Origin of the sequence: Dyadobacter sp. CY347 (assembly GCF_021502655.1) — a bacterium.
In the GTDB taxonomy this organism is placed as follows: Bacteria; Bacteroidota; Bacteroidia; order Cytophagales; family Spirosomataceae; genus Dyadobacter.
Window position 1 is genome coordinate 46,887 of sequence record NZ_JAKFFT010000014.1, and the last position, 22,407, is coordinate 69,293.

The window sequence follows — 22,407 nt, forward strand, 5'->3', positions numbered from 1 at the left end:
ACTTAAAAGACGCGGCGCAGCTTTACATTCTCAACGGGCCTGATAATTAACGGCACTTTTTCGACTTTCACCGAGCTGCTGTCCAATCCAAACCATTTATCTTCTGCCGTAGTAAAGTCTTTTACAAAGAAATAGGTCTTCATTACCAGCTGTTCAAATAACGGAAGGTCGTTTTCAAATGACAGGAACCTTTCCAAAACGACAAAGCGAAAATCACCCGTAATGTTCTGTCTGCTAAGTGATTCGTAACGGCTGGTAATGTCAACTTCCTTGTTCATCACCATATCCTCCACCACTTTTCGGAAGAACATATTGATCCGCTGATCCACCCGGAACCCAAGCCGGAAATTAATCTTGATCACATTATCATTATTGTCGTCATCGGATAACACCTTGTACTCCATTGTGTACGGATCATCGGTAATGTCCACGTGGATAAACCAGTAAACGTCAGCACGTTTGGGCCGTTTTTGGAAGATAGAATAAATGACTTTCGTTTCGATCTCCGTAGCCCGGGAAGCATTGGTCATGAAGACCAAATGTGTCGTATATTTTGGAATACTAATGTCGCGGCTGAGTTCGTGCAGCGCAGGTAAATATTTCTCCAATTTGGTGTATTCCGTCAAACGCAGCTTAATGTAGAATGCTTTGAGCCAAACGGTCATCAAACCGGCAACGACCGTTCCTATCAGGATTGTAAACCAGCCTCCGTGAGTGAATTTCAGCAGGTTAGCACCCAGGAACATGCCTTCAATGCACAAATAGAAAAGCATAAAGGCGATCACTATCCATAGGTTAACCCGTTTCATATATAAATAATACGAGAACAAAATGGTCGTCATGATCATCGTCAGCGTAATCGCCAGACCATAGGCCGCTTCCATATTGGATGATTTTCCAAAATACAACACCACACCACAGCAGCCCAGCCAGAGCAGCCAGTTGATACTCGGCACATACAATTGCCCTTTTTGATCACTTGGATAGATCAACCTTACCTTAGGCCAGAAATTCAAGCGGATTGCTTCGGAAATTAATGTAAATGAGCCTGTTATAACCGCCTGGCTGGCGATGATGGCGGCTAATGTCGCGATCACAACGCCGGGAAGCAACCACCATTCAGGCATGATTTCATAAAACGGTTTGCGCGCTTCCAGCAGATTGCCCATTTCAGAAAGCAGCCAAGCGCCCTGGCCGAAATAGTTGAGTAACAAGCATATTTTTACAAAAACCCAGCTCACCCGAATGTTCTCGCGACCGCAATGTCCCAGATCGGAATACAATGCTTCTGCTCCCGTTGTACAAAGAAAAACAGCGCCAAGGATCCAGAAACCGCCGGGATGCTTAGTGATTAAATCATAGCCGAAAACAGGATTAAGGGCTTTTAATATTTCTGGGTGTTCGAGGATCTGAAATAGCCCCAGAACGCCAAGCATCACAAACCAGGTGATCATGATCGGCCCGAATGCGCGGCCAACAACCTTGGTTCCAAATGCTTGAATGACGAATATTAAGGTCAGAATGCCGATTACAATTGGGACAGTCTGAATGTTGGGATAAATGAGTTGTAAACCTTCGACGGCGGAGGAAACCGAAATGGGTGGGGTAATGATCCCGTCCGCGAGGAGCGTGCTTCCGCCGATAACCGCCGGAACGGTGAGCCATTTGGCATGCTTCCGGACGAGCGCGTAGAGGGCGAAAATCCCGCCTTCTCCTTTGTTGTCAGCCCGGAGGATCAGGATTACGTATTTGACGGTTGTCTGTAATGTAAGTGTCCAGAAAATACAGGAAATGGCGCCATAAATGATCTCTTCGGTAATGATCTCATTCAGGATGATCGCCTGCATTACGTACAGGGGCGAAGTGCCGATATCGCCGTAAATAATCCCAAAAGCAACCAGTACGCCGGCTGCCGTAACCTTATTCAATTTATGCTTTGATTCCATTCACTTCAGGTCGAAAAAACGGCGAAAGTTAGGAAACCGCATGCAAATAGGTTCTTACATGGATAAAATTAATTTTCAATCAGACACTTCTTTCCGAACGTATACGCCAATAAATGTGTTTCGGGCCGGAAGTTGTGGTTTAGAGCGGCATCGACTTTGTTAAACTAAGTTAAAGTTTGCAGTTCAGGAGAAGGTTTTCCAGAGTAAAAAGAGGTTCAAACTGATTATAATCAGGGTAATTACACAGGCCAGAACGGTCAAAAATTTGGAGTTGGCAAAGCGTCCCATGATCTTACTGCTGGACGTAAAGAACACCAGCGGTACCACTGCAAAGCTTAGTTGCAACGACAAAATCACCTGGCTGAAAACCAGCAGATCCGCCGTTCCTTTTTCCCCATATAAAGACGAAACGATTAAGGCAGGAATAATGGCAATACCTCTGGTAATGAGCCTGCGCAACCAAGGTTTGAGACGAATGTTCAGGAATCCTTCCATTACGATCTGCCCGGCCAGTGTGCCTGTCAACGTGGAACTTTGTCCGGATGCAAGCAGGGCCAATGCGAAAAATATCCCGGCCAGGCCGACGCCCAAAACCGGATCCAGCAGGTGATATGCGTCCGTTATGTCTGCAATTTCAAAGTGTCCGTTCGCGTGAAATGCGGTTGCTGCGAGGATTAAAATGGAGGCGTTAATGAAGAATGCAAGTGCCAGGGAGACCGTAGAATCGATGGTTGCGAAGCGTATGGCCGATTTTTTGCCTTCATCATTCCTGTTGTATGCCCTTGTCTGGACAATGCTGGAATGCAGGTAAAGATTATGTGGCATCACAGTTGCGCCCAAAATCCCTATCGCAATATAAAGCATTGCCGAATCGGTTACGATTTGTGTTTTTGGGATCAAACCGTCCACAATTCCGGCTATGGAAGGCTGCGAAACGATCATTTCATAGATAAAGCTGAGCAGGATAATGCCCATTAAACCGGCTACAATGCTTTCAATAATCCGGAAACCTTTTTGTTGAAAATAAAGGACCAAAAGCACATCAAGCGCTGTAAAAACCACGCCCACAGGCAATGGAAGGCCAAAAAGCAGGTTCAACGCAATGGCCGAACCGATCACTTCCGCAAGGTCCGTTGCGGCAATGGCAATTTCAGAAAGTATCCAAAGAACAAAGGAAACCGGCCTGGAATAGTAATCGCGGCAGGCTTGTGCCAGGTCACGTCCCGACGCGATGCCCAGTTTAAGTGAAAGATGCTGCAACAGCATGGCAAACAGGTTGGAAATCAGGATCACAGACAGCAATGTGTAGCCAAATCGCGATCCGCCTTCGATATCTGTCGCCCAGTTTCCCGGGTCAATGTATCCCACGGCAACCATTAGTCCGGGTCCCGTAAAAGCCATTAATTTCCGCCAAAATCCTGCCCCTTCCGGAACTGCTATGGACGAATGCACCTCCGATAAAGAAGCCAGCCTTCCACCTTCACCGGGTGTTATATCACGTGAGGGTTCTTTGATTTTCAAACTATCAATCATTTTTTAAAGCAGTTGTAATAAACAATTTAGTTTACTAAAAACAAAGATAAAAGTTTTTGTAAATATATTTTTAGGGTAGTCTAAATTTTTTATTTTCCGATTAGTAAGTCGTACTTTTGTTTATATCAAGATTAATGCCTTGGTGATGACTTCAATGCAAAACTCCTTCACAGAAGAAAATTATTTAAAGATCATTCACTCACTTTCCGGCCGCGAGGGCGTGGAGGTAAGCACGAATGCGCTGGCAGAAAGCACATCCACACGTGCGGCTTCAGTGACAGATATGTTACGGAAACTGGCGGATAAAGGATTAATCCATTACAAAAAATACCAGGGCGTAAGGCTTACCGACAGCGGCGAAAAGGTCGCGATCAAAGTGATCCGTAAGCATCGGCTGTGGGAAGTTTTTTTGGTTGAGAAACTGGGATTTGGCTGGGACGAGGTGCACGACATTGCGGAAGAATTGGAACATATCCCATCTGAGATCCTGGTAGAGAAGCTGGACACATTCCTGGGACATCCCAGATTTGATCCGCATGGCGATCCCATTCCGGATGCAAAGGGAAATCTGACGGAGCCGGATTATACCATTCTGACAGACATTCAGGTTGGCGAAAAGGTGTTAATGATGGGTGTCCTGGATCATGCGCCTTCTTTTTTGCAACATCTGGACAGGTCGGGCATTACGCTGGGTGCTGTGATAGAAGTGAAGGAAATTAATGAATATGATAAATCAGCTTCTGTACAAATAAACGGCGGTCAGACGTTGTTTATCAGTCTCGAGGTGTCCAAAAATTTACTGGTCCAGCGCCGATGAGACTTCCCCAGCCATGAGATTGAAAATACTCGATCGTTACCTGATCAAAAATTTCCTGATAACCTACGTTTTCGTCGCATTCGTGATCGTGCTGATTATTTGCATGATCGATTACACGGAAAAAGTGGACGACTTTCTCGACAAAAAAGCGCCGCTGAACGAGATTATCATTGATTATTACTTCAATCTCATTCCATACTGGATCAATTACATCAGTCCGCTGATGGTTTTTATTGCCACCGTTTTCTTCACTTCGAGAATTGCGGCCCGCACGGAGATCATTGCGATGCTCAGCAGCGGGATCAGCTTTGGCCGTATGCTTTTGCCGTATATGGTCGGCGCGACGGTTCTAGGATTTCTTACATTCATTCAGGTCGGGTGGATTTTGCCAAAAGCCAATAAGGTCCGTAACAGTTTTGAGAAGACATATGTGAAGCAGGAATTTTATTTCAGCGGTCATAATGTGCACATAACCATTGCCCCGGACGTGTATGCGTATCTGGAAAGCTATAATACGATGACCAAAACGGGCAATAAGTTCACGATGGAAACGATCAAGGGCAATGTGCTTTTGCAGAAATTCTATGCGGATAAAATCGTCTGGCAGCCCAAAAAAGGAAAATGGACATTACAGAATTACCAGGTGCGGACATTGGACAGTTTGGGAGAAAAGCTGCGTGCGGGCGCAGAAATAGATACAACGATCAATTTATCCCCCAAAGATTTTGAAAGCGATTATAACCTTTTTGAAACATTCACATTACCCGAGCTGAATGCGTACATTGATCTTTTGAAAAGTCGCGGCGCGGATGGTCTGGAAGTTTATTTAATAGAAAAATACATTCGGTTTACCCAACCTTTCGCCATCCTGATCCTTACGGCGATTGGCGTGATTGTATCTGCCAGAAAAAGCCGACGTGGCGTTGGCTGGCAAATTGCACTCGGGTTTATGCTGGCGTTTATTTACATATTATTTTTCCTGTTGTCAAAAGGCGTGGCCGAGGCCGGCACGATCAACACATTGTTTGCGGTTTGGCTGCCCAACATTGTTTTTTCATGCATAGGGCTGATTTTGTATAAAACATTGCCCCGTTAAATCATGTTCTCACCCACGGCGCTGCGTTCGTATCTGCATCTTCATTTTCTGGTCCTGATCTGGGGTTTTACGGCCATTGTCGGTCTTATGGTCACCATTTCGCCGGTTTCGCTGGTTTTTTACAGGACATTGTTTGCAGCGATGGGCTTGGGCGCGATAATATTTTTCAAGAAAAAGCAATTCAAAGCGGATAGCAGGGACATTATCCGAATGCTGGCTGTGGGTTTCATCCTATCCGCACATTGGATGTTGTTTTTCGCGTCGGCCCGTGTTTCTACCGCATCGGTCTGTTTGGCAGGAATGGCCACCACATCGCTATGGACGAGTCTAATTGAACCACTGGTCAACAAAAGAAGCGTCCGGCCGCTCGAAGTAGGGTTGGGGATTCTGGCGTTTGCTGGTTTATATGTGGTTTTTAAATTTGAATTTGACCATGCCCTGGGCTTAGCACTCGCGCTGGCTTCCGCATTACTAGCCGCAATGTTTACCGTTGCCAACAGCAGGCTTGTGCAACGCATTGACGCTTACATCATTACATTTTACGAAATGATCGGCGCAACGGTTTTCTCATTGTTTTTTGTAATGATATTCGAATGGCAGCGCTGGTCAAATGGCGAACCTTACATTCCGGTTGCGAAAGATTGGATCTGGATATTATTCCTGGCTTTCATATGCACGGTTTACGCCAGCACCATGGCCACGCAGCTGATGAAGCAGTTTTCAGCCTATCTCATCAATCTGACCATTAATCTCGAACCGGTTTACGGCATTGCGCTGGCTTTTTTCTTTTTTGGCGAGAAGGAGCGGATGACTTCTGAATTTTACATGGGCACATTGCTCATATTACTCGCCGTGTTGCTTTACCCGCTGCTGATTAATACGGTTTTAGGTAAAAAAGGCGGGGAAGTCAGGAAATAATCCACGCACCCGAATGCGAAGACTCAACCGATAAAAAGAGCATATTAACTTATTACTGCTATTTTTGTCGACTTAATCAAAAGGTGTTCTATGAATCCAGCGCGTTTACTACTGGTAATTCCATGCTACAACGAAGAGGCGATATTGCATCTGACCTATTCCAAACTGAGCGTTTACTACAACTCGCTTAAACAGCAGGGACTTATCACAGCAGACAGCCGCATTTGTTTTGTCAATGACGGAAGCCGCGACAAAACCTGGAACATTATAGAAACCCTTTGCCAGCAGGATCCCAACATTATCGGCGTAGGACTATCCCGTAATTTCGGCCACCAAAGTGCTATTATGGCCGGTCTGGAAAAGAACATCGACAACTTCGACTGCTTCATCACCATCGATGCCGACTTGCAGGACGACATGAACGCGATTGCAGCCATGGTCGAAAAGCACCGCGACGGCGCAATGGTGGTTTACGGCGTAAGAGGCGACAGAAGTTCCGACAGCTGGTTCAAGCGCGTTACTGCGGAAAGTTTTTATGTATTAATGCAAAAAATGGGCGTTCCGGTTGTCTTCAACCATGCCGATTTCCGGTTAATGGACCGCCGGGTTTTGCAGGAGTTGGGCAACTTCAAGGAGATTAATATGTTTCTGCGTGGCATTGTGCCGCTGGTGGGTTTCCGTAATGATAAGGTTTACTATAACCGATTGGAACGTGAAGCCGGGGAAACGAAATATCCGCTGAGCAAAATGCTGCTTTTCGCATGGAATGGAATCACGTCGTTTTCTACATTCCCGATGCGCCTGGTTTTATATTTCGGCGTTTTCAATTTTTTGGTCGCAATGATCATTGTGGCTTATATTCTTTTCTCCTATCTGGTCGGTTACACCGTTCCCGGCTGGACTTCCACCATGCTGCCGCTCACGTTTTTCAGTGGTTCCAATATGATGGCGCTGGGGTTGATAGGAGAGTACATTGGCAAGATTTACGAAGAAGTAAAAGGCCGTCCTCGTTACATTATTGAAAAAACTTTAAATGAATAGATTTTATCGAAAATATCGGATCGTAGGCAACTGGATCAACATTTTATTAATGGTCACAGTCCTGGCTCCGTTATTCGCGCTCTCATATTTCAATCACCCTTCCCCGGCCGACGATTACTGTTACATCGATACAGTTTTCAAATTCGGCTGGCTCGAAGCCATGAATTATTACTATTCCGGCTGGACGGGCCGTTATTTCGGGATTTTTCTGAACCATTCCAATCCGCTCCTTTTTCACTGGATCAATGGTTTCAAAATTTTACCGGTTATCCTGCTTTCGGGCGTGGTTTTCGCACTTTATAGCCTTTTCCGGCACCTGACGCCAACATTATCACGAATGGCGCATTTAGGATTTGCCGGGGTTGTTTTCTTCTTATATATCCTCAAAATCGCCAGCATGTCCGAGGCATTTTACTGGATGGCGGCATTTGTAACTTACACGATTCCAAACATCTTTACATTACTCTGGATTGTGCTTGTGCTGCGCTGGTATCGCCAGGACACACAAACGGCGAAGATCCTTTTAAGCAGTTTGGCCGGATTCCTGGTTTTTGCTATCGTCGGAAGCAGCGAAACGAACCTGCTGATCATTGTTCTGCTCATCGGCGCTTGGTGGGTTTACCGGATTCTTTTTCACAGGAAAGTGGATGGTTTTATGATTGCAATGCTCGCTGTCTGCGCAATTTCCTGTTACTTGTATTTCAGCTCTCCGGGCAACCAGGCGCGCATCGGCGGCAATCCTTTGGGGGGTAATGTTCCTTTTTCGGTCATTTCTTCATTCAAAAAATTGGCCTTGCTGAGCTTCGACTGGATATTCCGTACGCCGCTGATTTTCTTTTCGTTAGCATGGCTTGTGGTGCTTTCCAGGCTTTCGGCCGGAGCAAGGAATTATTTTTCCATCCCGGTTTGGTATGCGGTGCTTTTATTCATTGGCGTGCTTTCTGCGCAACTTTTCCCTTCTTATTATGGAGTAGGAATTGAGCCTACGCCGCGGGTGATCAACTGCGTTTACTTCTTTTTCCTGATTGGCTGGTTTTATGTGATTGGTGTGGTTTTTCATTATTTCAAAAAAAGCAAAACCAATCAATTTCAATTCTCGGTGGTTCGCTATGGCATACTTTATGCCGTTCTGATCATTTCTATAAGCCTTTCGTTCTATCGCAGTGCCAATGTCCGTTTAATGTATTCGGATTTGATTCACGGCAAAGCGGCAGCATTTGATAAAGAAATGTATGCGCGCTATGACATGTTGAAAAATTCGAAAGAAAGCACAGTTTATCTGCCACCGATCCATTCCAAGCCATTTTCGATTTTTGTGGACGACGACATCAAGGACAATCCCGATCATTGGTGGAACAAATGCATGGCCGGGTATTTCGGCAGGAAAGTTATTATCATGAAAGATTCGCAAGGTGAACAGCAGTAAAAAGTTGGCCATAAGTGCCGCAATGACACTGCCCGTGGTGCTTTGGGTATTTGTCATCTTATATTATTCCGTCAACCTGCCCTGGTACGACGATTTCGACCCATTTCCTGATTTCCTGCGAAAGTGGATCACCGATCCGTCTTTTTTGGGCAGGTTAACATTGCTTTTCCAGCCCAATAACGAGCACCGTATGGTGATCGGAAAGCTCGTAACGCTGGCTTATTACTGGGTCACCGGGCATTTAAACTTCACTTTCCTGCACATTGCAGGCGCTTGCTTCACGCTTGGGACATTAAGGATCTTCTGGCTCTCTTTTGCGAAAACCAAGATCAACTGGTGGTATTTTTTGCCAGTCCCATTTTTGCTTTTCCAGTTACAATATCATCTCGTTTTCCTCTGGGCGATTTGCAGCTTGCAGCATCAGCCGGTCGTGTTTTTTATCAGCCTTTCTATGTTTCTTTTGTCAAGAAGCAGGTTTGGCTGGGCGGTTTTGGCGGCTGTGTGTGCAACTTATGCGATGAGTAACGGGATTTTCGTGTGGCCTGCAGGAGTGATGATACTTCTTTTAAGATCCAATTATAAGCAACTCACGATCTGGCTATTGGCAGGCGCGATTGCCGTAGGACTTTATTTTTACGGAATGTCGGCGCAGGGCAATGAGTCCAGCATGGAATTCTTTGCCAAATATCCGCATTTATCGGTTTTAGGTTTCTTCGCGTTTTTAGGAGGCTTGTTTGATTTCTTTCCTGAAAAAACCATTGTTGTCCGTTCTGCATTGCCGGTTTTGATGGGCTTCCTGGTTACGATCTGGGTGGCGATATGGTTATATAAACAGTTTCTTCCTTGGCTTACCCGCACATTCAACTGGCCGAAAAATACTCGTTATACCAGCCCGGAAACTTCCATCGACAAGAAAAACCAGGATATGTTTCTGCTGGGCATATTGACATTTTTGTTGGTTAATGCGTTGATTATCGGCTTACTAAGGCCGCGTTTCGGATTTTTTGTAATGATTGTCAGCAATTATAAAATGTATCCCGCGCTGTTTTTGACTGTGGCTTATCTTTCGTTCATTAATACTGTGAAAGGAAAACAAATCCAGGAATGGATTTTCCAATTTGCTTTAACAACAAGCGTGATCATTTGGGGATTTTCCATTTACGGTTATCTGCCGGTTATTGCAGAAAGGAATAAATACCTGACAGTCAATGGTTACAACCAGGAGCACAATGCATTTGGGCTCGGTCATGTGCCGTTTTCAAAAAGTGCTTTTTATGTGGATACGATGATGAAGCAGATGGTAAGCTGGGATGTTTTTAATTATCCCGATGCACCGGAAAAGCTGGCGGCAGAAATTGGCAAGATGCAAAATCCTGTTTCGGCAGAAGAAGGCATCGTGATTTCAACGCGAGACAGCATTTTGTATATCCACGATCCGCAAAGCAGCATGTGGCTCAACCGTAACAATGGTCATTATGCCTTTGTCAGGGACGCTAAGCAGCTTTATTTCTTCAAAATGACTCCGCAAGCATACTCGGGGAGGAATATTTTCAAGCAGTACGACAAAGGTGCCGACACCGCAATCCCACTCACTTCGCTCAAACCCGGATCCTATGATTTGGGCATCATTCACATTGAAAACGGAAAGTCGCAGGGCGGTATTCTTAGAAAAATTACAATCCCATAAATCATTCGGGCACTTGATAATGCGCTGAAAGGTGTATTTTTGCCGCCGTAGGTCAAATAGCCAAACAGAAGAATGTCTCAAATCCCTCAGATATCCATTGTCGCCCCGCTTTATAATGAGTCCGAGTCATTTCCGATGCTCATTCAGCGAATCAATGCATTGATGGATTCCAGTCCGCTTGCTATCGAAGTTGTGCTCATCGATGATGGAAGTAAAGATGATACAGCACTCAAAATCAGGCAGCTTGCACTTACAGACGAGCGTTATCATGGTGTATTTTTATCCAGAAATCACGGCCACCAACTCGCATTAACAGCCGGCATAGCCGCAGCGCGGGGCAGCGAAGCCCTTTTCGTGATCGACGGTGATTTGCAAGATCCACCCGAATTGCTTCCTGATTTTTATAAATTATTGAAAGAAGGGAATGATGTGGTCTACGCGGTCCGCAAGAAGCGTAAGGAAGGTTTTGTGAAGAAAATGGGCTATCATTTGTTCTATCGCATTTTGCGCTCTATTTCATATGTCGAAATCCCGCTGGACAGCGGCGACTTCGCATTGATCAGCCGTCGGGTTGTAGATGTCCTGAATAAAATGCCCGAAGAAAGCCGTTATCTGAGGGGAATGCGTTCCTGGATCGGGTTCAAACAGGTTGGTTTTGAGTATGAAAGGGATGCAAGGGCCGCGGGAGAATCCAAATATTCTTTCAAGCAATTATTCCAGCTGGCCTACAACGGAATTTTCAATTTCAGTGAATTTCCAATCAAATTCATGAGCCGGGTAGGCGTCATTGCCATCCTGATTTCTTTGTTTTATTTCATAGTTGTTGTGGTCAAAAAGATGTTCTTTGCCCAGGTTATAGAGGGTTTTACGTCTTTATTATTTGTAATTATCCTGTTCAGCGGCGTGCAGTTACTGGCGCTGGGCATCATTGGGGAATACGTTCTCCGCATATTTTTTCAGTCCAAAAATCGCCCTTTGTTTATTATTAAAGAGGAGATAGTCAACCGAGAGTACATTTGAGCTGATGCTGTTTACCGATATACAATTCATTATTTTCTTTATCGTCGTTACGCTGGCCTATTTCAGCCTGTCGTGGCGTGGGCGCTGGATGCTTCTGTTGGCAGCCAGTTGCTACTTTTACATGGTTTTCAAGCCGATCTTCATTCTGATCCTCTTCGGAACCATCGTGATCGACTATTATGCAGGCATTTGGATTGAGCAATCGAATGATCAAAAGCGAAAGAAACTGCTGCTGATCATTAGTTTAATATCTAACATTGGCATTCTCGCATTCTTCAAATACTACGATTTTTTACAGGATTCCATCAACAGCGTGCTCGCCAGTTTTGATCTGCGGCCCGCAGTTCCGGCATTAACAAGGCTCGTTCCCAGCCGCATAGCCGAATGGATGACGACTGGTGAAGGCAAAATTCTGCTTCCGATCGGTTTGTCGTTTCACACGTTCCAGGCCATGAGTTACACCATTGAAGTCTATCGCGGCAATCAAACCGCCGAGCGGCATTTTGGTGTTTACGCATTGTATGTCATGTTTTACCCGCAGCTGGTCGCCGGGCCCATTGAGCGCCCGCAGAACATGCTTTTTCAGTTCCATTCGTATTTCAAATATGATTTTGAGCTGGTGAAGTCAGGGTTAATGCAAATGGCCTTCGGGTTTTTTAAGAAAATGGTGATCGCAGATCGGCTTTCCGTCTTCGTGGATTATGCATACGATCCGGCGTCAGACCATAACGGACTAACATTACTCACTGCCACAGCCTTTTATTCATTTCAAATTTATTGCGACTTTTCCGGCTATTCCGACATTGCCATAGGCGCCGCGCGGGTGATGGGTTTCACATTAATGGACAATTTCCGGTCGCCCTATGAGTCCAGATCCATCCCGGAATTCTGGGGAAGATGGCACATTTCGCTTTCCACGTGGTTCAGGGATTACCTGTACATTCCCTTGGGAGGAAACCGGCGGGGAGAGCTTATCAAGTTCCGTAACCTGATGATTGTGTTCATGGTCAGCGGGTTATGGCACGGCACAAGTTGGAGCTTTGTGATCTGGGGTGCGTTGCATGGATTTTACCAGATTACGGCACTGCTGCGGGACGAGTTTTTTAAACGGGCAAATATTCAAATCCCTGATAATTTCTTCATTAGGACGGTTAATGTGCTGCTAACCTTTGCCTTGGTAACATTAGCCTGGATATTTTTCCGAAATTCCCTGAGCCGATCGATGGTGATTTTTGAAAAAATAGGAAATCTATCTTTATCTGATAAAATATTGAGCCCGTTCAATCACGTCGAAATGTGGTTTTCTGTATTCCTGATCGGGTTTTTGCTTTGGAAAGAACATTACTTCGAAAAAATCCCGACGCGCAACACGGCCTTATTTTTCATATTATTCCCCACCATTGCCTTCCTGACTTACTTTTTAGGCGTTATTACTGAAAACCAGTTCATTTATTTTCAGTTTTAGGGAAGAGAATTGGATAAACATTTGCGCTTAAATTTTTGTTACCAGATTTGGGAGGGATGATTAATGTCCTTTTAGTTTAAAGTTTTAATAAAATGTACGAAGTAACAGCCGACAACAAGTTAAGAAGTCTTATCGTAGTGGGCGACCGCGTTCTGATCCGCCCTAAAAGTCCGAGTGACCGCACAAACAGTGGCCTTTATCTGCCACCGACGGTGACGGAAAGTGAGCAAGTGCAGAGTGGTTACGTGATTAAAGTAGGACCGGGTTATCCGATTCCGGTTGCTGCCGAAGACGAGCCCTGGAAAGAGACCGAGGAAAAGGTAAAATACATGCCATTACAATCGAAGGAAGGCGACTTAGCCATTTATCTGCAGCGCAACGCCATTGACCTTGAATACGACGGCCAAAAATACGTCATCGTTCCCCAGGCATCTATTTTAATGCTGGAACGCTCCGAAGATTTGTACGACTAAACAACCACTTGCCCTGGATTTCAGTCCGGGGCTAATTTTTAACTTTGGCTATGACAAATCCGGAAAATACAACAAAAAATCTCGCTGGCCTGGGCATTACCGAGCTAAACGAAATGCAGCAGGAGGCCAACGAGGCCATTCAGCAGAATAGCGAAGTGGTGCTCCTCGCGCCCACGGGCTCGGGAAAGACGCTCGCTTTTTTACTTCCGGTTGCGTCCATATTGAAGCCGGAATCCGAACATGTGCAATGCATGGTTATCGTTCCCACGCGGGAACTTGCGCTACAAATCGAGCAGGTTTGGAAAAAAATGTCAACCGGATTTAAAGTCACATGCTGCTATGGCGGTCATGATATGCAAACTGAGATCCGCAGCCTTGTGGAAGCGCCCGCATTGATCGTAGGGACGCCAGGCCGTATTCTGGATCATATTCGCAGAAATTCCTTTACCGGCAGACACATTTCTACGCTCATTTTGGATGAGTTTGACAAATCCCTGGAACTCGGTTTCCAGGAAGAAATGTCAGAGATCGTTCGGAATCTGAGGAATGTAAAAAAGAAGGTTTTGGTTTCCGCTACAACCACGAAGATCCCCTCATTTACAAGCATTAAGGCGCCCGTTACAGTTGATTTTGTAACAAATACAAACAAAAGTGCAGGACTGACCGTGGTTCAGGTTTTGGCTGAAAAAGACAAACTGACGACGCTGATCAAGTTGCTGAGCTTTTTGGGGGCTGAATCAACATTGATCTTCTGTAACCAGCGAGATTCGGTTGAACGCATCAGCGCAGTTTTGAAAGAGGAAGGCATCGACTGCGCATTTTTCCACGGCAAGCTCGAACAGGAAGAGCGCGAACGAACGTTAATCCGCTTCCGCAACGGTTCGGTGCTTTTTCTTGCGGCCACCGATCTGGCCGCCCGCGGGCTTGACATTCCCGACATGAAGCACGTGATCCACTTCGAATTGCCCATGAAAGGCGACGAATTCACGCACAGGAACGGTCGCACGGCGCGTATGCTGGCTGAGGGAACGGCGTATATTTTGATGGATAGAGAAGATAAGTTACCCGATTACATCACGAGTCGCCCGAAAGTCCTTGATCTTCCCGCAAAATTGGCTGCTCCGCCGGTTTCGGATTGGGTTACGGTTTACATTAGCGGGGGCAAGAAAAGCAAGCTTAATAAAATGGACATTGTCGGTTTTCTTTTGCAAAAAGGTCAATTAGAAAAGCAGGATCTTGGCCTGATAGAGGTGAAGGATAACATATCATTTGCAGCCGTGAAGCGTGGAAAAGCAAAAGCAATGCTCCAACTGATTGCTGCTGAAAAGATGAAAGGGAAGAAATATAAAATAGAAATCGCCAGATAGCCATCTGTTTTATATATGCGTTAAGTACTTGCAATGATGCGTTTGGAGCCGCAGAATGCTGAGATACACAAAGCGCATGAGGCAATGAATGCGAAGAAGTAAACCGAAAGGGCATAAAAAAAGCATGCAGTACAGCATGCTTTCGAAATGTCTTATTATGACTAAACTTAGATAACGCGAACGTTAACAGCGTTTAGACCTTTTTTTCCATTTTCTACGTCGTAAGACACTTTGTCATTCTCACGGATGTCGTCTTGAAGACCTGAAACGTGAACGAAAATGTCCTTCTCACCAGTTGATGGTTGGATGAATCCAAATCCTTTGGAGTCATTGAAAAACTTTACTGTACCTTCTGCCATTAGTATTGATCTTATATTTTTAAAAACCAAATGTATACAGAAAATATCTATAAACAAGATAAAAATTAAAAAACGCTTAGAATTAATCTAGTTTATTCAATAATCTTTGTTGCATGCCTTTGATTGAAACCGCATCCAGAATATCCCCCTACTGGCTCCCAAACGGCCATTTTCAGAGTATTTACCCTGCTCTTTTTCGCACCATTAAAGGTGTATTTTACCACCGCGAAAGAATTGTAACTCCTGATGAAGATTTTCTGGATTTGGATTGGTCTTACGCAAAAAGCCCGGGATCAAGGAAGTTGGTGATCCTTTCTCACGGCCTCGAAGGCAACAGTACTAGGCAGTATATTTTGGGCATGGTGAAACTGTTGAGCCGACATGGGTTTGATTGCCTTGCCTGGAATTTTCGCGGATGCGGCGGAGAAATGAACAAAACGGCCAGGTTCTATCACAGCGGCGCAACGGAGGATCTTGATCTGGTTGTTCAAAACGCATTAAGTAAGGATTATGAGCAGATCCATTTACTTGGGTTTAGTTTAGGAGGAAATCTTACGCTTAAATATCTTGGGGAAGCGGGTCTTACTTTGAATCCAAAGATTAAAAACGCATTGGTTTTCAGTGTCCCTATGGACCTTCGCGCTTGCAGCCTGTCGATCACAGAACCCAGGAATAGCGTTTACATGCACCGTTTTTTAAATACATTAAAACCAAAAGTGAATGCTAAGGCCGCATTTTTTCCGGATAGGATCAATATAAGTGATCAAAAGCATGTGCGGACACTTTATGATTTCGACCATATTTTCACAGCACCCTTGCATGGATTCGATGGGGCCGACCATTATTATGAACAATGCAGTTCAAAGTTCTTTATCAAGGATGTATCCGTTCCAACAATGGTTATCAATGCAAAAAACGATCCGATCGTGCCTATTAAAAGTCTGCCGCTGGAAGAAATGAAAGCACATGCATATGTTTGCCTGGTCGCAACCCCGGACGGCGGGCATTGCGGTTTCAGGCCGGCGAGGGTGAAAAATGGCGTTTACTGGTCGGAAGAGCGTGCATTGGAGTTTCTTTCACGATAAAACTGATTCAGCTGTTATTTTGTTAGTGTGATATGTTTGAGATTCGTAATTTTGGGGCTGGTAACGCCAATTCTATTTAACCGATTAATATTCAGTTATTTCCCTTTTCATGTCCACATTAACACTTAATCCATCACCGTACATTATCATTGATTTTGACAGCACTTTTACGAAAGTGGAAGGGCTTGACGAATTGGCAGCGATTGCCTTAAATGGCCATCCAGAACGTGATCAGGTTGTTCAGAAGATAGCAGACCTGACGAATAAGGGCATGAATGGCGAAATGTCGTTTGCTGACGGGCTCCGCCAGCGGATCGGACTTTTAAAGGCCAATCGTTCTCATATTCAGGAACTGGTGACTTTTTTGAGGACAAAAATCTCGGATTCGTTTCAGCGTAACAGGCAGTTTCTGACTGAAAATGCGGATCATATATTTATTGTTTCGAGTGGTTTTAAGGAGTTTATTGTGCCGGTAGCAACAGAAATGGGCATTCATGCCAATCATGTTTATGCCAATGAATTCCTTTTTGACGAGGATGGCAACATTACCGGGGTGGATGAAGAAAATGTGCTGTCGACAGATGGTGGAAAAATAAAATTGCTTTCCTCACTGAACCTGACGGGCGACGTTTATGCCATTGGGGACGGTTATACAGATTATGAATTAAAGGCATCGGGATTAGCGAGCCGTTTTTACGCTTTCACGGAAAACGTTGAACGTCCACGCGTGATGGCCGTTGCAGATCACATTGCGACGTCATTTGATGACTTTCTATATGATAATAAAATGAGCAGAAGCCAGTCTTACCCGAAAAGTAGGATCAAAGTTCTTTTGCTGGAAAATGTGCATCCTGCCGCGCTTCGTGCATTTGAAGAGCAAGGATTTAATGTTGAGTTTGTGAAAGGCGCATTGGACGAAGATGAGCTTTGCGAGCGCATTAAGGACGTTTCGATTATCGGAATCCGCTCTAAAACCAATATTACCAAGCGTGTTCTGGACAATGCAAACCGTTTGATGGCGATTGGTGCATTTTGCATTGGAACCAATCAAATCGATCTGGAAGAGGCAGCTAAAAAAGGAATTGCGGTTTTCAATGCTCCGTATAGCAACACGCGTTCTGTTGTGGAACTTGCTGTGGGTGAGATGATTATGCTGATCCGGAACATCGTCGGCAAAAGCAATCAGCTGCATCAGGGAATTTGGGATAAATCTGCAAACGGAAGTTTCGAAGTGCGCGGCAAGAAATTAGGAATGGTGGGTTACGGAAGCATCGGAACCCAGCTTTCTGTTGTGGCCGAAGCGCTTGGAATGGAAGTATATTTCTACGATTCCGTTGAGAAATTATCGCTTGGTAATGCAAGAAAAGTGAACACATTAGAAGAGCTTTTAGCGATCTCCGAGGTGATCAGCATGCACGTGGATGGCCGAAAGGAAAATACAAACCTGATCGGCAAGCGTGAATTTGACCTGATGAAAAACGGCGTTATATTCCTGAATTTGTCACGCGGTCACGTGGTTGACATTCAGGCGCTGGCAGATGCGGTGAAAAGCGGGAAAGTAGCAGGCGCTGGCGTGGATGTGTTTCCAAAAGAGCCAAAAACCAATGACGAGATATTTGAAAGTGAATTGAGAGGATTGCCTAATGTCATTCTGACGCCGCACATTGGTGGAAGCACTGAGGAAGCCCAGGAGAACATTGGTCATTTTGTTCCTTCCAAATTACTGGAATTCATGAACAACGGAAGCTCTTACGGAAGCGTTAATTTCCCGGAAGTCCAGTTGCCGAAGCTGAAAGATTCGCACAGGCTATTGCACATTCACGCAAACGTCCCTGGAATCCTGGCGAAGCTGAACCATATTTTTGGTAAAAACAATATCAACATCACAGGTCAGTATTTGAAAACCAATGAACACATCGGTTATGTAATTGTGGACATCGCAAAAGACTATACCGAGGAATTTATTCAGGAAGTAAAAGATATCGAAGGGACAATCCGGTTCCGAATGCTGTATTAAGGTTGAAATAAGTAAGTTCAGCTGTCGGTCTGACCGTCATTAACGGCCTTTTCATTCAGTCATTCAGTCATTCAAAATTCAGTCATTACTTATAAATGTCTTTAACCTATTTCACCCCCGGCCCCGCTCAGTTGTATCCCACATTTGAGCAGCATTTGCAAAGTTTTGTCAGTGGCCAGCTGGGATCCATTTCGCACCGCAGCCAGCAATATCGCGACTTGCATAAATTTACCGTGGATCAGTTGCGCATTTTGTTGAATGTTCCTGATACACACGCCATTATGTTCCTGGGCTCTGCATCTGAAGCGTGGGAGCGCATTTTGTTCAGCTGTGTTGAATTGGAAAGTTTTCATCTTGTTAATGGATCATTCTCAAAGAAATTTTGCGAATATTCGACCGCACTGAACAAATACGCGCACAAATATGAAAAGCCAATGGGCGAAGGTTTCACCGCCGATGAGATCGAAGTTCCTGAGTATGCCGAATTGATCTGCGTAACGCACAACGAAACAAGTTCAGGCGTGCAAATGCCTGTCAGCGAGATCCATAAGCTGAAACAAAAAAATCCCGATAAATTCATCGCCGTCGATATCGTATCTTCCGCGCCATATCCGGACCTGGACTATAACTTAATTGATACTGCATTCTTTTCAGTACAAAAAGCCTTCGGACTTCCGGCTGGTTTGGGAGTTTGGATCGTGAGCGAAAAGTGTTTGGAAAAGGCAAAGCAAATAAAGAATCAATATTCCATTGGTGCTCATAACGATCTGCCCACGCTTTGGAAAAATGCTTTGAACAACGAAACGCCCGCAACGCCTAATGTGATGGGGATTTATATGTTAGGTCAAATAGCAGAAGATTTTAACAAAATCGGCGTTGGGGAACTCAGGAAAGCAACGGAGCAAAAGGCAGCGCTGATTTATGATTTCATTGAGAAAACGAGTGGTTTTTCTTCATTTGTAAAAGAAGCGCAAAACCGCTCTCAAACGGTGGTTGTTGCCAATGTTGAAACCTCTTCTGCGGACCTTATCAAGAAGATCAAAGAAAAAGGAATGGTGATCGGAAGCGGTTATGGAGAATTTAAAGGCTCCCAGCTCCGAATTGCCAATTTCCCTGCAACTTCGTATGATGCAGTTGAAAAACTGGTGTATGAGTTAGGGAACATCTAAAATAAAAATTACGATTGGAGTGACCATAGGGATGAAAGGACGTATCAATGTCCTATCATCCCTATTTTTGTGAAAAGAAACGACATTCTCTGGAAATCCATTCTGGAAGACACATTTGAAGATTTCTTACGCTTCTTCTTCCCCGAAGCCGACGACGTATTTGATTTTTCAAAAGATTTCGAATATCTGGACAAAGAGCTGGAACAGCTTTTTCCACCAGAAGACGATCATTACACAAGCAAGTTTGTGGACAAGCTTGTTAAAGTCTACACCAAAGAAGGGCAGGAGGAATGGATATTAGTGCACATTGAAGTGCAAGGCTACACGGACCCAGACTTCGCCGATAGAATGTTCACTTACTATTATCGGATCTGGGACAAATATCGCAAACGTACGACGGCGCTGGCGATCCTGACGGACGACAATGAATCGTACTATCCGAAATGTTTCGAACAGTCATTCCTCGGAACTTCGCTTAGATTTAAATTTAATACATTGAAAATTCTGGATCAATGCGACAGGAAGCTGGCCGAGAGCGGCAATGTATTCGCACATATTGTTATGACCGTCAAAATTGCGCTTAAAAGCAAAAAGTTAGATGATAAGGATTTGTTTGACTTAAAAATACAGTTAGCCCGAAGGCTTCTTAAAGAGAAAATATCGAAGGCTAAAATTGCAAAGCTGATGAAATTTTTGAAATTTTATGTTGTACTTAAAGATCCTTTTCTCGCTGCGTCATATAGTGAGGAGGTTTGTAATCTAACAAATAAAACTTACACGACTATGGGCATTGATGAAGCAGTACTCTACATTATGAAGGAGGAAGGGAAAGAGGAAGGGCGCTTGGAGAAGGACATTACATTTACAAGAAATTTGCTGAATGCAAATCGGTTCAGCCGGGAAGAAATCGCGGAATTAGTAGGCGTGCCTGTGGCTTTCGTTGAGGAAGTGAAAGCAGGGATGTAATTTATATATCAAACAGCATAGTTAATAGCGCAGGCCGACCCGGTCCTGCGCTTTTTTTATTCTTCGCGGTTGTACGCAAGTTCAGCCCAAAAAATCTTTCAAATAGTATTTTAGAGATAATTATTTAGCTTTATGCCTTGTTAGTAAAAACGGACTTGGCGGTGATCAATGTTGATGCCTTAGTAGGGGAAAAAACGGACCAGCAATTATGGCAACGGATTCGGAAGGGAGACGAGCAGGCGTTTACAGTCATTTTTGAGAAATATCACCGCACGCTTTATAATTACGGAAGCAAACTATCCCAAAATTCAGCCATTGTCGAAGACGCTGTTCAGGATGTTTTTATTGACATCTGGCGGCTACGGAACAACCTCACAGACAATGTAATATCTGTCAAATTTTACCTTTACCGCGCCCTTCGCAGACGCATCCATCTGGCCAGGGACAAATTTCCCGTTACAGAAGAAATTACATTGTTGCACGACACAGAAACCCCGGCTAATACGGGGAATTCCGAAACTTCGCTTATCGACATCGAGTCCGCATCACTACGCGCAAAACAAGTGCAAAACCTCATGTCCCAACTTCCCGGACGACAAGTGGAAGCACTAACACTACGCTATTTCGATGATTTCAGCATTGAAGAAATAGCCGGAATTATGGGCGTCAGTGAAAAGTCGGTGCGTAATTTTATTTATAAAGCCCTTACTTCCCTCCGTCATAACCGGGGAATTCTTCTTATTTCTAGTCTCATTTTCTGCTTGTTAGGTCTTTTTTAGAATTTTTTTGTAAAAAAATTTGATTTTCGAGGGGTCATTTCGTGAATACAATGCTCTTTCCTTTTGAAAGACGAAATCCGCATCCCGCCGATATGACGCATGATCCTTACTCTCTGACGGAACTGATCCGAAGCGATGAATTTATCGCATGGGTGATGCATCCCGACGCAAATAATAATGAACGATGGAGGCTTTTCCTGGAAAATTACCCGGAAAAGAAAGGCACAATAGATGCGGCCCGCGAATATGTGATCCTGCTGGCGAAAGACACCGGCCGAGACCAGCCCATAGAAACTCAGAGCGTGCGGATGTGGAACGCAGTGGAAAGCCAAATGCACAATTCAGAGAAGTGGCATTCAAATGTTGATGAGCCTGCCGAAGCGGAACGGGTTATCTCAGGCTGGCGCTGGCTTAGGGTTGCGGCTTCTGCGGTGCTTATCCTGAGCATCGGTTCCGTGAGTTACTGGTTTTATTGTAAGCAGGGCAACGGTCGCGTAAGTTTGAGTGCTGGTAATAAGCAGGTTGCCGTTAACGATGTTATTCAAAAGTATAACGCCACGAAAAAGCCGCTGACAATCCTGCTAGCAGATGGCAGTTCGGTGGTGTTGCAGCCAGGCGGACATTTGAGCTATTCCGACGTTCCCGCTGCGAATCGCCGGGAAGTTACATTAACAGGAAAAGCATTTTTTGAAATTGTCAAAAACAAGGAAAGGCCCTTCCTGGTTTACAGCTATGGCTTGGCAACCAAAGTGCTGGGAACCAGTTTCATGATCGATGCTTCGGAAGCCAGTAAGGAGATCCGGGTGGAGGTTAAAACAGGGACTGTTTCTGTTTTCTCCATCAACAATCTGGATAAAAAGGAAATTGATGAAGAATCGGATAAACCGGAACTGACCGGGATCACGCTCAGCCAGGACCAAAGAATTGCGTTTTCAAAGGATAACGGCAAGATCGTGAAGCTCGCCAATCAAGCGAAGGGAGCGGTTGTGGATATGGATATCCTGAAACAAGGTTTTGTTTTTGACGAAACACCTGTTCATGAGGTGTTCGAAACTTTGGAGCGTGTGTATAATGTACAAATCAGTTATGACAAGGTCAAAATGGGCAATTGTACGTTGAATGCGACATTGATAGGCCAGCCTTTCCGGGAAAAACTGGAAGCGATCTGTAATGCACTGGATGCACAGTATGAGATCAAGGATAATCAGGTTTGGATAGTAGGGAAGGGCTGTAAGTAGGAAGC

19 protein-coding genes are annotated in these 22,407 nt (G+C 44.7%); 16 read left to right on the forward strand and 3 right to left on the reverse strand.

The genetic code is table 11. The features are described 5' to 3' along the window. Positions 1 to 2: 2 nt before the first annotated feature. Positions 3 to 1,946 (reverse strand): KUP/HAK/KT family potassium transporter, encoded by a 1,944-nt coding sequence (locus L0659_RS25565; RefSeq protein ID WP_235129458.1) that lies wholly within the window; start codon positions 1,944 to 1,946, stop codon positions 3 to 5. 183 nt (positions 1,947 to 2,129) lie between these two features. Continuing rightward, positions 2,130 to 3,479, reverse strand: a complete 1,350-nt coding sequence (locus tag L0659_RS25570; RefSeq protein ID WP_235129459.1) for an Nramp family divalent metal transporter — start codon at positions 3,477 to 3,479, stop codon at positions 2,130 to 2,132. A gap of 154 nt (positions 3,480 to 3,633) precedes the next feature. Between L0659_RS25570 and L0659_RS25575 the strand changes: the two genes are divergently transcribed. The 10 genes from L0659_RS25575 (at position 3,634) to L0659_RS25620 (ending at position 14,789) form a co-directional block, all read left to right on the forward strand. Continuing rightward, positions 3,634 to 4,296, forward strand: coding sequence for a metal-dependent transcriptional regulator (locus L0659_RS25575; RefSeq protein ID WP_235129481.1), 663 nt, complete (start codon positions 3,634 to 3,636; stop codon positions 4,294 to 4,296). Between the two features lie 19 nt (positions 4,297 to 4,315). Beyond that, on the forward strand, positions 4,316 to 5,392 hold the full coding sequence (locus L0659_RS25580) for an LptF/LptG family permease (RefSeq protein WP_234614843.1): 1,077 nt from the start codon (positions 4,316 to 4,318) through the stop codon (positions 5,390 to 5,392). A 3-nt stretch (positions 5,393 to 5,395) separates the two neighbouring features. Next, the gene (locus L0659_RS25585) at positions 5,396 to 6,310 is read left to right on the forward strand and encodes a DMT family transporter (protein ID WP_235129460.1); all 915 of its coding nucleotides are present in this window, start codon (positions 5,396 to 5,398) and stop codon (positions 6,308 to 6,310) included. A gap of 90 nt (positions 6,311 to 6,400) precedes the next feature. Then, positions 6,401 to 7,351 carry a glycosyltransferase family 2 protein gene (locus L0659_RS25590; protein WP_235129461.1) on the forward strand — a complete coding sequence of 317 codons (951 nt, stop codon included), beginning with the start codon at positions 6,401 to 6,403 and terminating at the stop codon, positions 7,349 to 7,351. Continuing rightward, on the forward strand, positions 7,344 to 8,777 hold the full coding sequence (locus L0659_RS25595; protein WP_235129462.1) for a DUF6056 family protein: 1,434 nt from the start codon (positions 7,344 to 7,346) through the stop codon (positions 8,775 to 8,777). The genes L0659_RS25590 and L0659_RS25595 overlap by 8 nt, the downstream gene beginning before the upstream one ends. Before the next feature lie 22 nt (positions 8,778 to 8,799). Then, on the forward strand, positions 8,800 to 10,464 hold the full coding sequence (locus L0659_RS25600; protein ID WP_235129463.1) for a hypothetical protein: 1,665 nt from the start codon (positions 8,800 to 8,802) through the stop codon (positions 10,462 to 10,464). Between the two features lie 72 nt (positions 10,465 to 10,536). Further along, positions 10,537 to 11,484 carry a glycosyltransferase family 2 protein gene (locus L0659_RS25605; protein WP_235129464.1) on the forward strand — a complete coding sequence of 316 codons (948 nt, stop codon included), beginning with the start codon at positions 10,537 to 10,539 and terminating at the stop codon, positions 11,482 to 11,484. 4 nt (positions 11,485 to 11,488) lie between these two features. Continuing rightward, the gene (locus L0659_RS25610) at positions 11,489 to 12,949 is read left to right on the forward strand and encodes an MBOAT family protein (RefSeq protein WP_235129465.1); all 1,461 of its coding nucleotides are present in this window, start codon (positions 11,489 to 11,491) and stop codon (positions 12,947 to 12,949) included. A gap of 92 nt (positions 12,950 to 13,041) precedes the next feature. After that, positions 13,042 to 13,422 carry a co-chaperone GroES family protein gene (locus L0659_RS25615; RefSeq protein ID WP_235129466.1) on the forward strand — a complete coding sequence of 127 codons (381 nt, stop codon included), beginning with the start codon at positions 13,042 to 13,044 and terminating at the stop codon, positions 13,420 to 13,422. Between the two features lie 50 nt (positions 13,423 to 13,472). Next, positions 13,473 to 14,789 (forward strand): DEAD/DEAH box helicase, encoded by a 1,317-nt coding sequence (locus tag L0659_RS25620; protein ID WP_235129467.1) that lies wholly within the window; start codon positions 13,473 to 13,475, stop codon positions 14,787 to 14,789. 167 nt (positions 14,790 to 14,956) lie between these two features. On the opposite strand, the gene L0659_RS25625 is transcribed toward L0659_RS25620, so the two are convergent. Beyond that, complete coding sequence (locus L0659_RS25625) at positions 14,957 to 15,148, reverse strand: cold-shock protein (RefSeq protein ID WP_026630672.1); 192 nt, start codon at positions 15,146 to 15,148, stop codon at positions 14,957 to 14,959. 113 nt (positions 15,149 to 15,261) lie between these two features. Between L0659_RS25625 and L0659_RS25630 the strand changes: the two genes are divergently transcribed. The 6 genes from L0659_RS25630 (at position 15,262) to L0659_RS25655 (ending at position 22,402) form a co-directional block, all read left to right on the forward strand. After that, positions 15,262 to 16,233, forward strand: coding sequence for a YheT family hydrolase (locus L0659_RS25630; RefSeq protein ID WP_235129468.1), 972 nt, complete (start codon positions 15,262 to 15,264; stop codon positions 16,231 to 16,233). A gap of 109 nt (positions 16,234 to 16,342) precedes the next feature. Then, positions 16,343 to 18,250, forward strand: a complete 1,908-nt coding sequence (gene serA / locus L0659_RS25635; RefSeq protein ID WP_235129469.1) for a phosphoglycerate dehydrogenase — start codon at positions 16,343 to 16,345, stop codon at positions 18,248 to 18,250. A 95-nt stretch (positions 18,251 to 18,345) separates the two neighbouring features. Next, entirely contained in the window at positions 18,346 to 19,419 is a 1,074-nt protein-coding gene (locus L0659_RS25640; RefSeq protein ID WP_235129470.1) for an aminotransferase class V-fold PLP-dependent enzyme, read from the forward strand. Positions 19,420 to 19,488: 69 nt separating this feature from the next. Continuing rightward, the gene (locus tag L0659_RS25645) at positions 19,489 to 20,385 is read left to right on the forward strand and encodes an Rpn family recombination-promoting nuclease/putative transposase (protein WP_235129471.1); all 897 of its coding nucleotides are present in this window, start codon (positions 19,489 to 19,491) and stop codon (positions 20,383 to 20,385) included. 137 nt (positions 20,386 to 20,522) lie between these two features. Beyond that, positions 20,523 to 21,164 (forward strand): RNA polymerase sigma factor, encoded by a 642-nt coding sequence (locus L0659_RS25650; RefSeq protein ID WP_235129472.1) that lies wholly within the window; start codon positions 20,523 to 20,525, stop codon positions 21,162 to 21,164. 50 nt (positions 21,165 to 21,214) lie between these two features. Continuing rightward, the gene (locus L0659_RS25655) at positions 21,215 to 22,402 is read left to right on the forward strand and encodes a FecR family protein (RefSeq protein ID WP_235129473.1); all 1,188 of its coding nucleotides are present in this window, start codon (positions 21,215 to 21,217) and stop codon (positions 22,400 to 22,402) included. Positions 22,403 to 22,407: the final 5 nt, after the last annotated feature.

Excerpts from the sequence above, each read along its gene's own strand:
- L0659_RS25565 (WP_235129458.1), bottom strand. The coding sequence starts at position 1,946 with ATGGAATCAAAGCATAAATTGAATAAGGTTACGGCAGCCGGCGTACTG.
- L0659_RS25570 (WP_235129459.1), bottom strand. The coding sequence starts at position 3,479 with ATGATTGATAGTTTGAAAATCAAAGAACCCTCACGTGATATAACACCC.
- L0659_RS25575 (WP_235129481.1), top strand. The coding sequence starts at position 3,634 with ATGCAAAACTCCTTCACAGAAGAAAATTATTTAAAGATCATTCACTCA.
- L0659_RS25585 (WP_235129460.1), top strand. The coding sequence starts at position 5,396 with ATGTTCTCACCCACGGCGCTGCGTTCGTATCTGCATCTTCATTTTCTG.
- L0659_RS25590 (WP_235129461.1), top strand. The coding sequence starts at position 6,401 with ATGAATCCAGCGCGTTTACTACTGGTAATTCCATGCTACAACGAAGAG.
- L0659_RS25595 (WP_235129462.1), top strand. The coding sequence starts at position 7,344 with ATGAATAGATTTTATCGAAAATATCGGATCGTAGGCAACTGGATCAAC.
- L0659_RS25600 (WP_235129463.1), top strand. The coding sequence starts at position 8,800 with ATGACACTGCCCGTGGTGCTTTGGGTATTTGTCATCTTATATTATTCC.
- L0659_RS25605 (WP_235129464.1), top strand. The coding sequence starts at position 10,537 with ATGTCTCAAATCCCTCAGATATCCATTGTCGCCCCGCTTTATAATGAG.
- L0659_RS25610 (WP_235129465.1), top strand. The coding sequence starts at position 11,489 with ATGCTGTTTACCGATATACAATTCATTATTTTCTTTATCGTCGTTACG.
- L0659_RS25615 (WP_235129466.1), top strand. The coding sequence starts at position 13,042 with ATGTACGAAGTAACAGCCGACAACAAGTTAAGAAGTCTTATCGTAGTG.
- L0659_RS25620 (WP_235129467.1), top strand. The coding sequence starts at position 13,473 with ATGACAAATCCGGAAAATACAACAAAAAATCTCGCTGGCCTGGGCATT.
- L0659_RS25625 (WP_026630672.1), bottom strand. The coding sequence starts at position 15,148 with ATGGCAGAAGGTACAGTAAAGTTTTTCAATGACTCCAAAGGATTTGGA.
- L0659_RS25630 (WP_235129468.1), top strand. The coding sequence starts at position 15,262 with ATGCCTTTGATTGAAACCGCATCCAGAATATCCCCCTACTGGCTCCCA.
- serA (WP_235129469.1), top strand. The coding sequence starts at position 16,343 with ATGTCCACATTAACACTTAATCCATCACCGTACATTATCATTGATTTT.
- L0659_RS25640 (WP_235129470.1), top strand. The coding sequence starts at position 18,346 with ATGTCTTTAACCTATTTCACCCCCGGCCCCGCTCAGTTGTATCCCACA.
- L0659_RS25655 (WP_235129473.1), top strand. The coding sequence starts at position 21,215 with ATGCTCTTTCCTTTTGAAAGACGAAATCCGCATCCCGCCGATATGACG.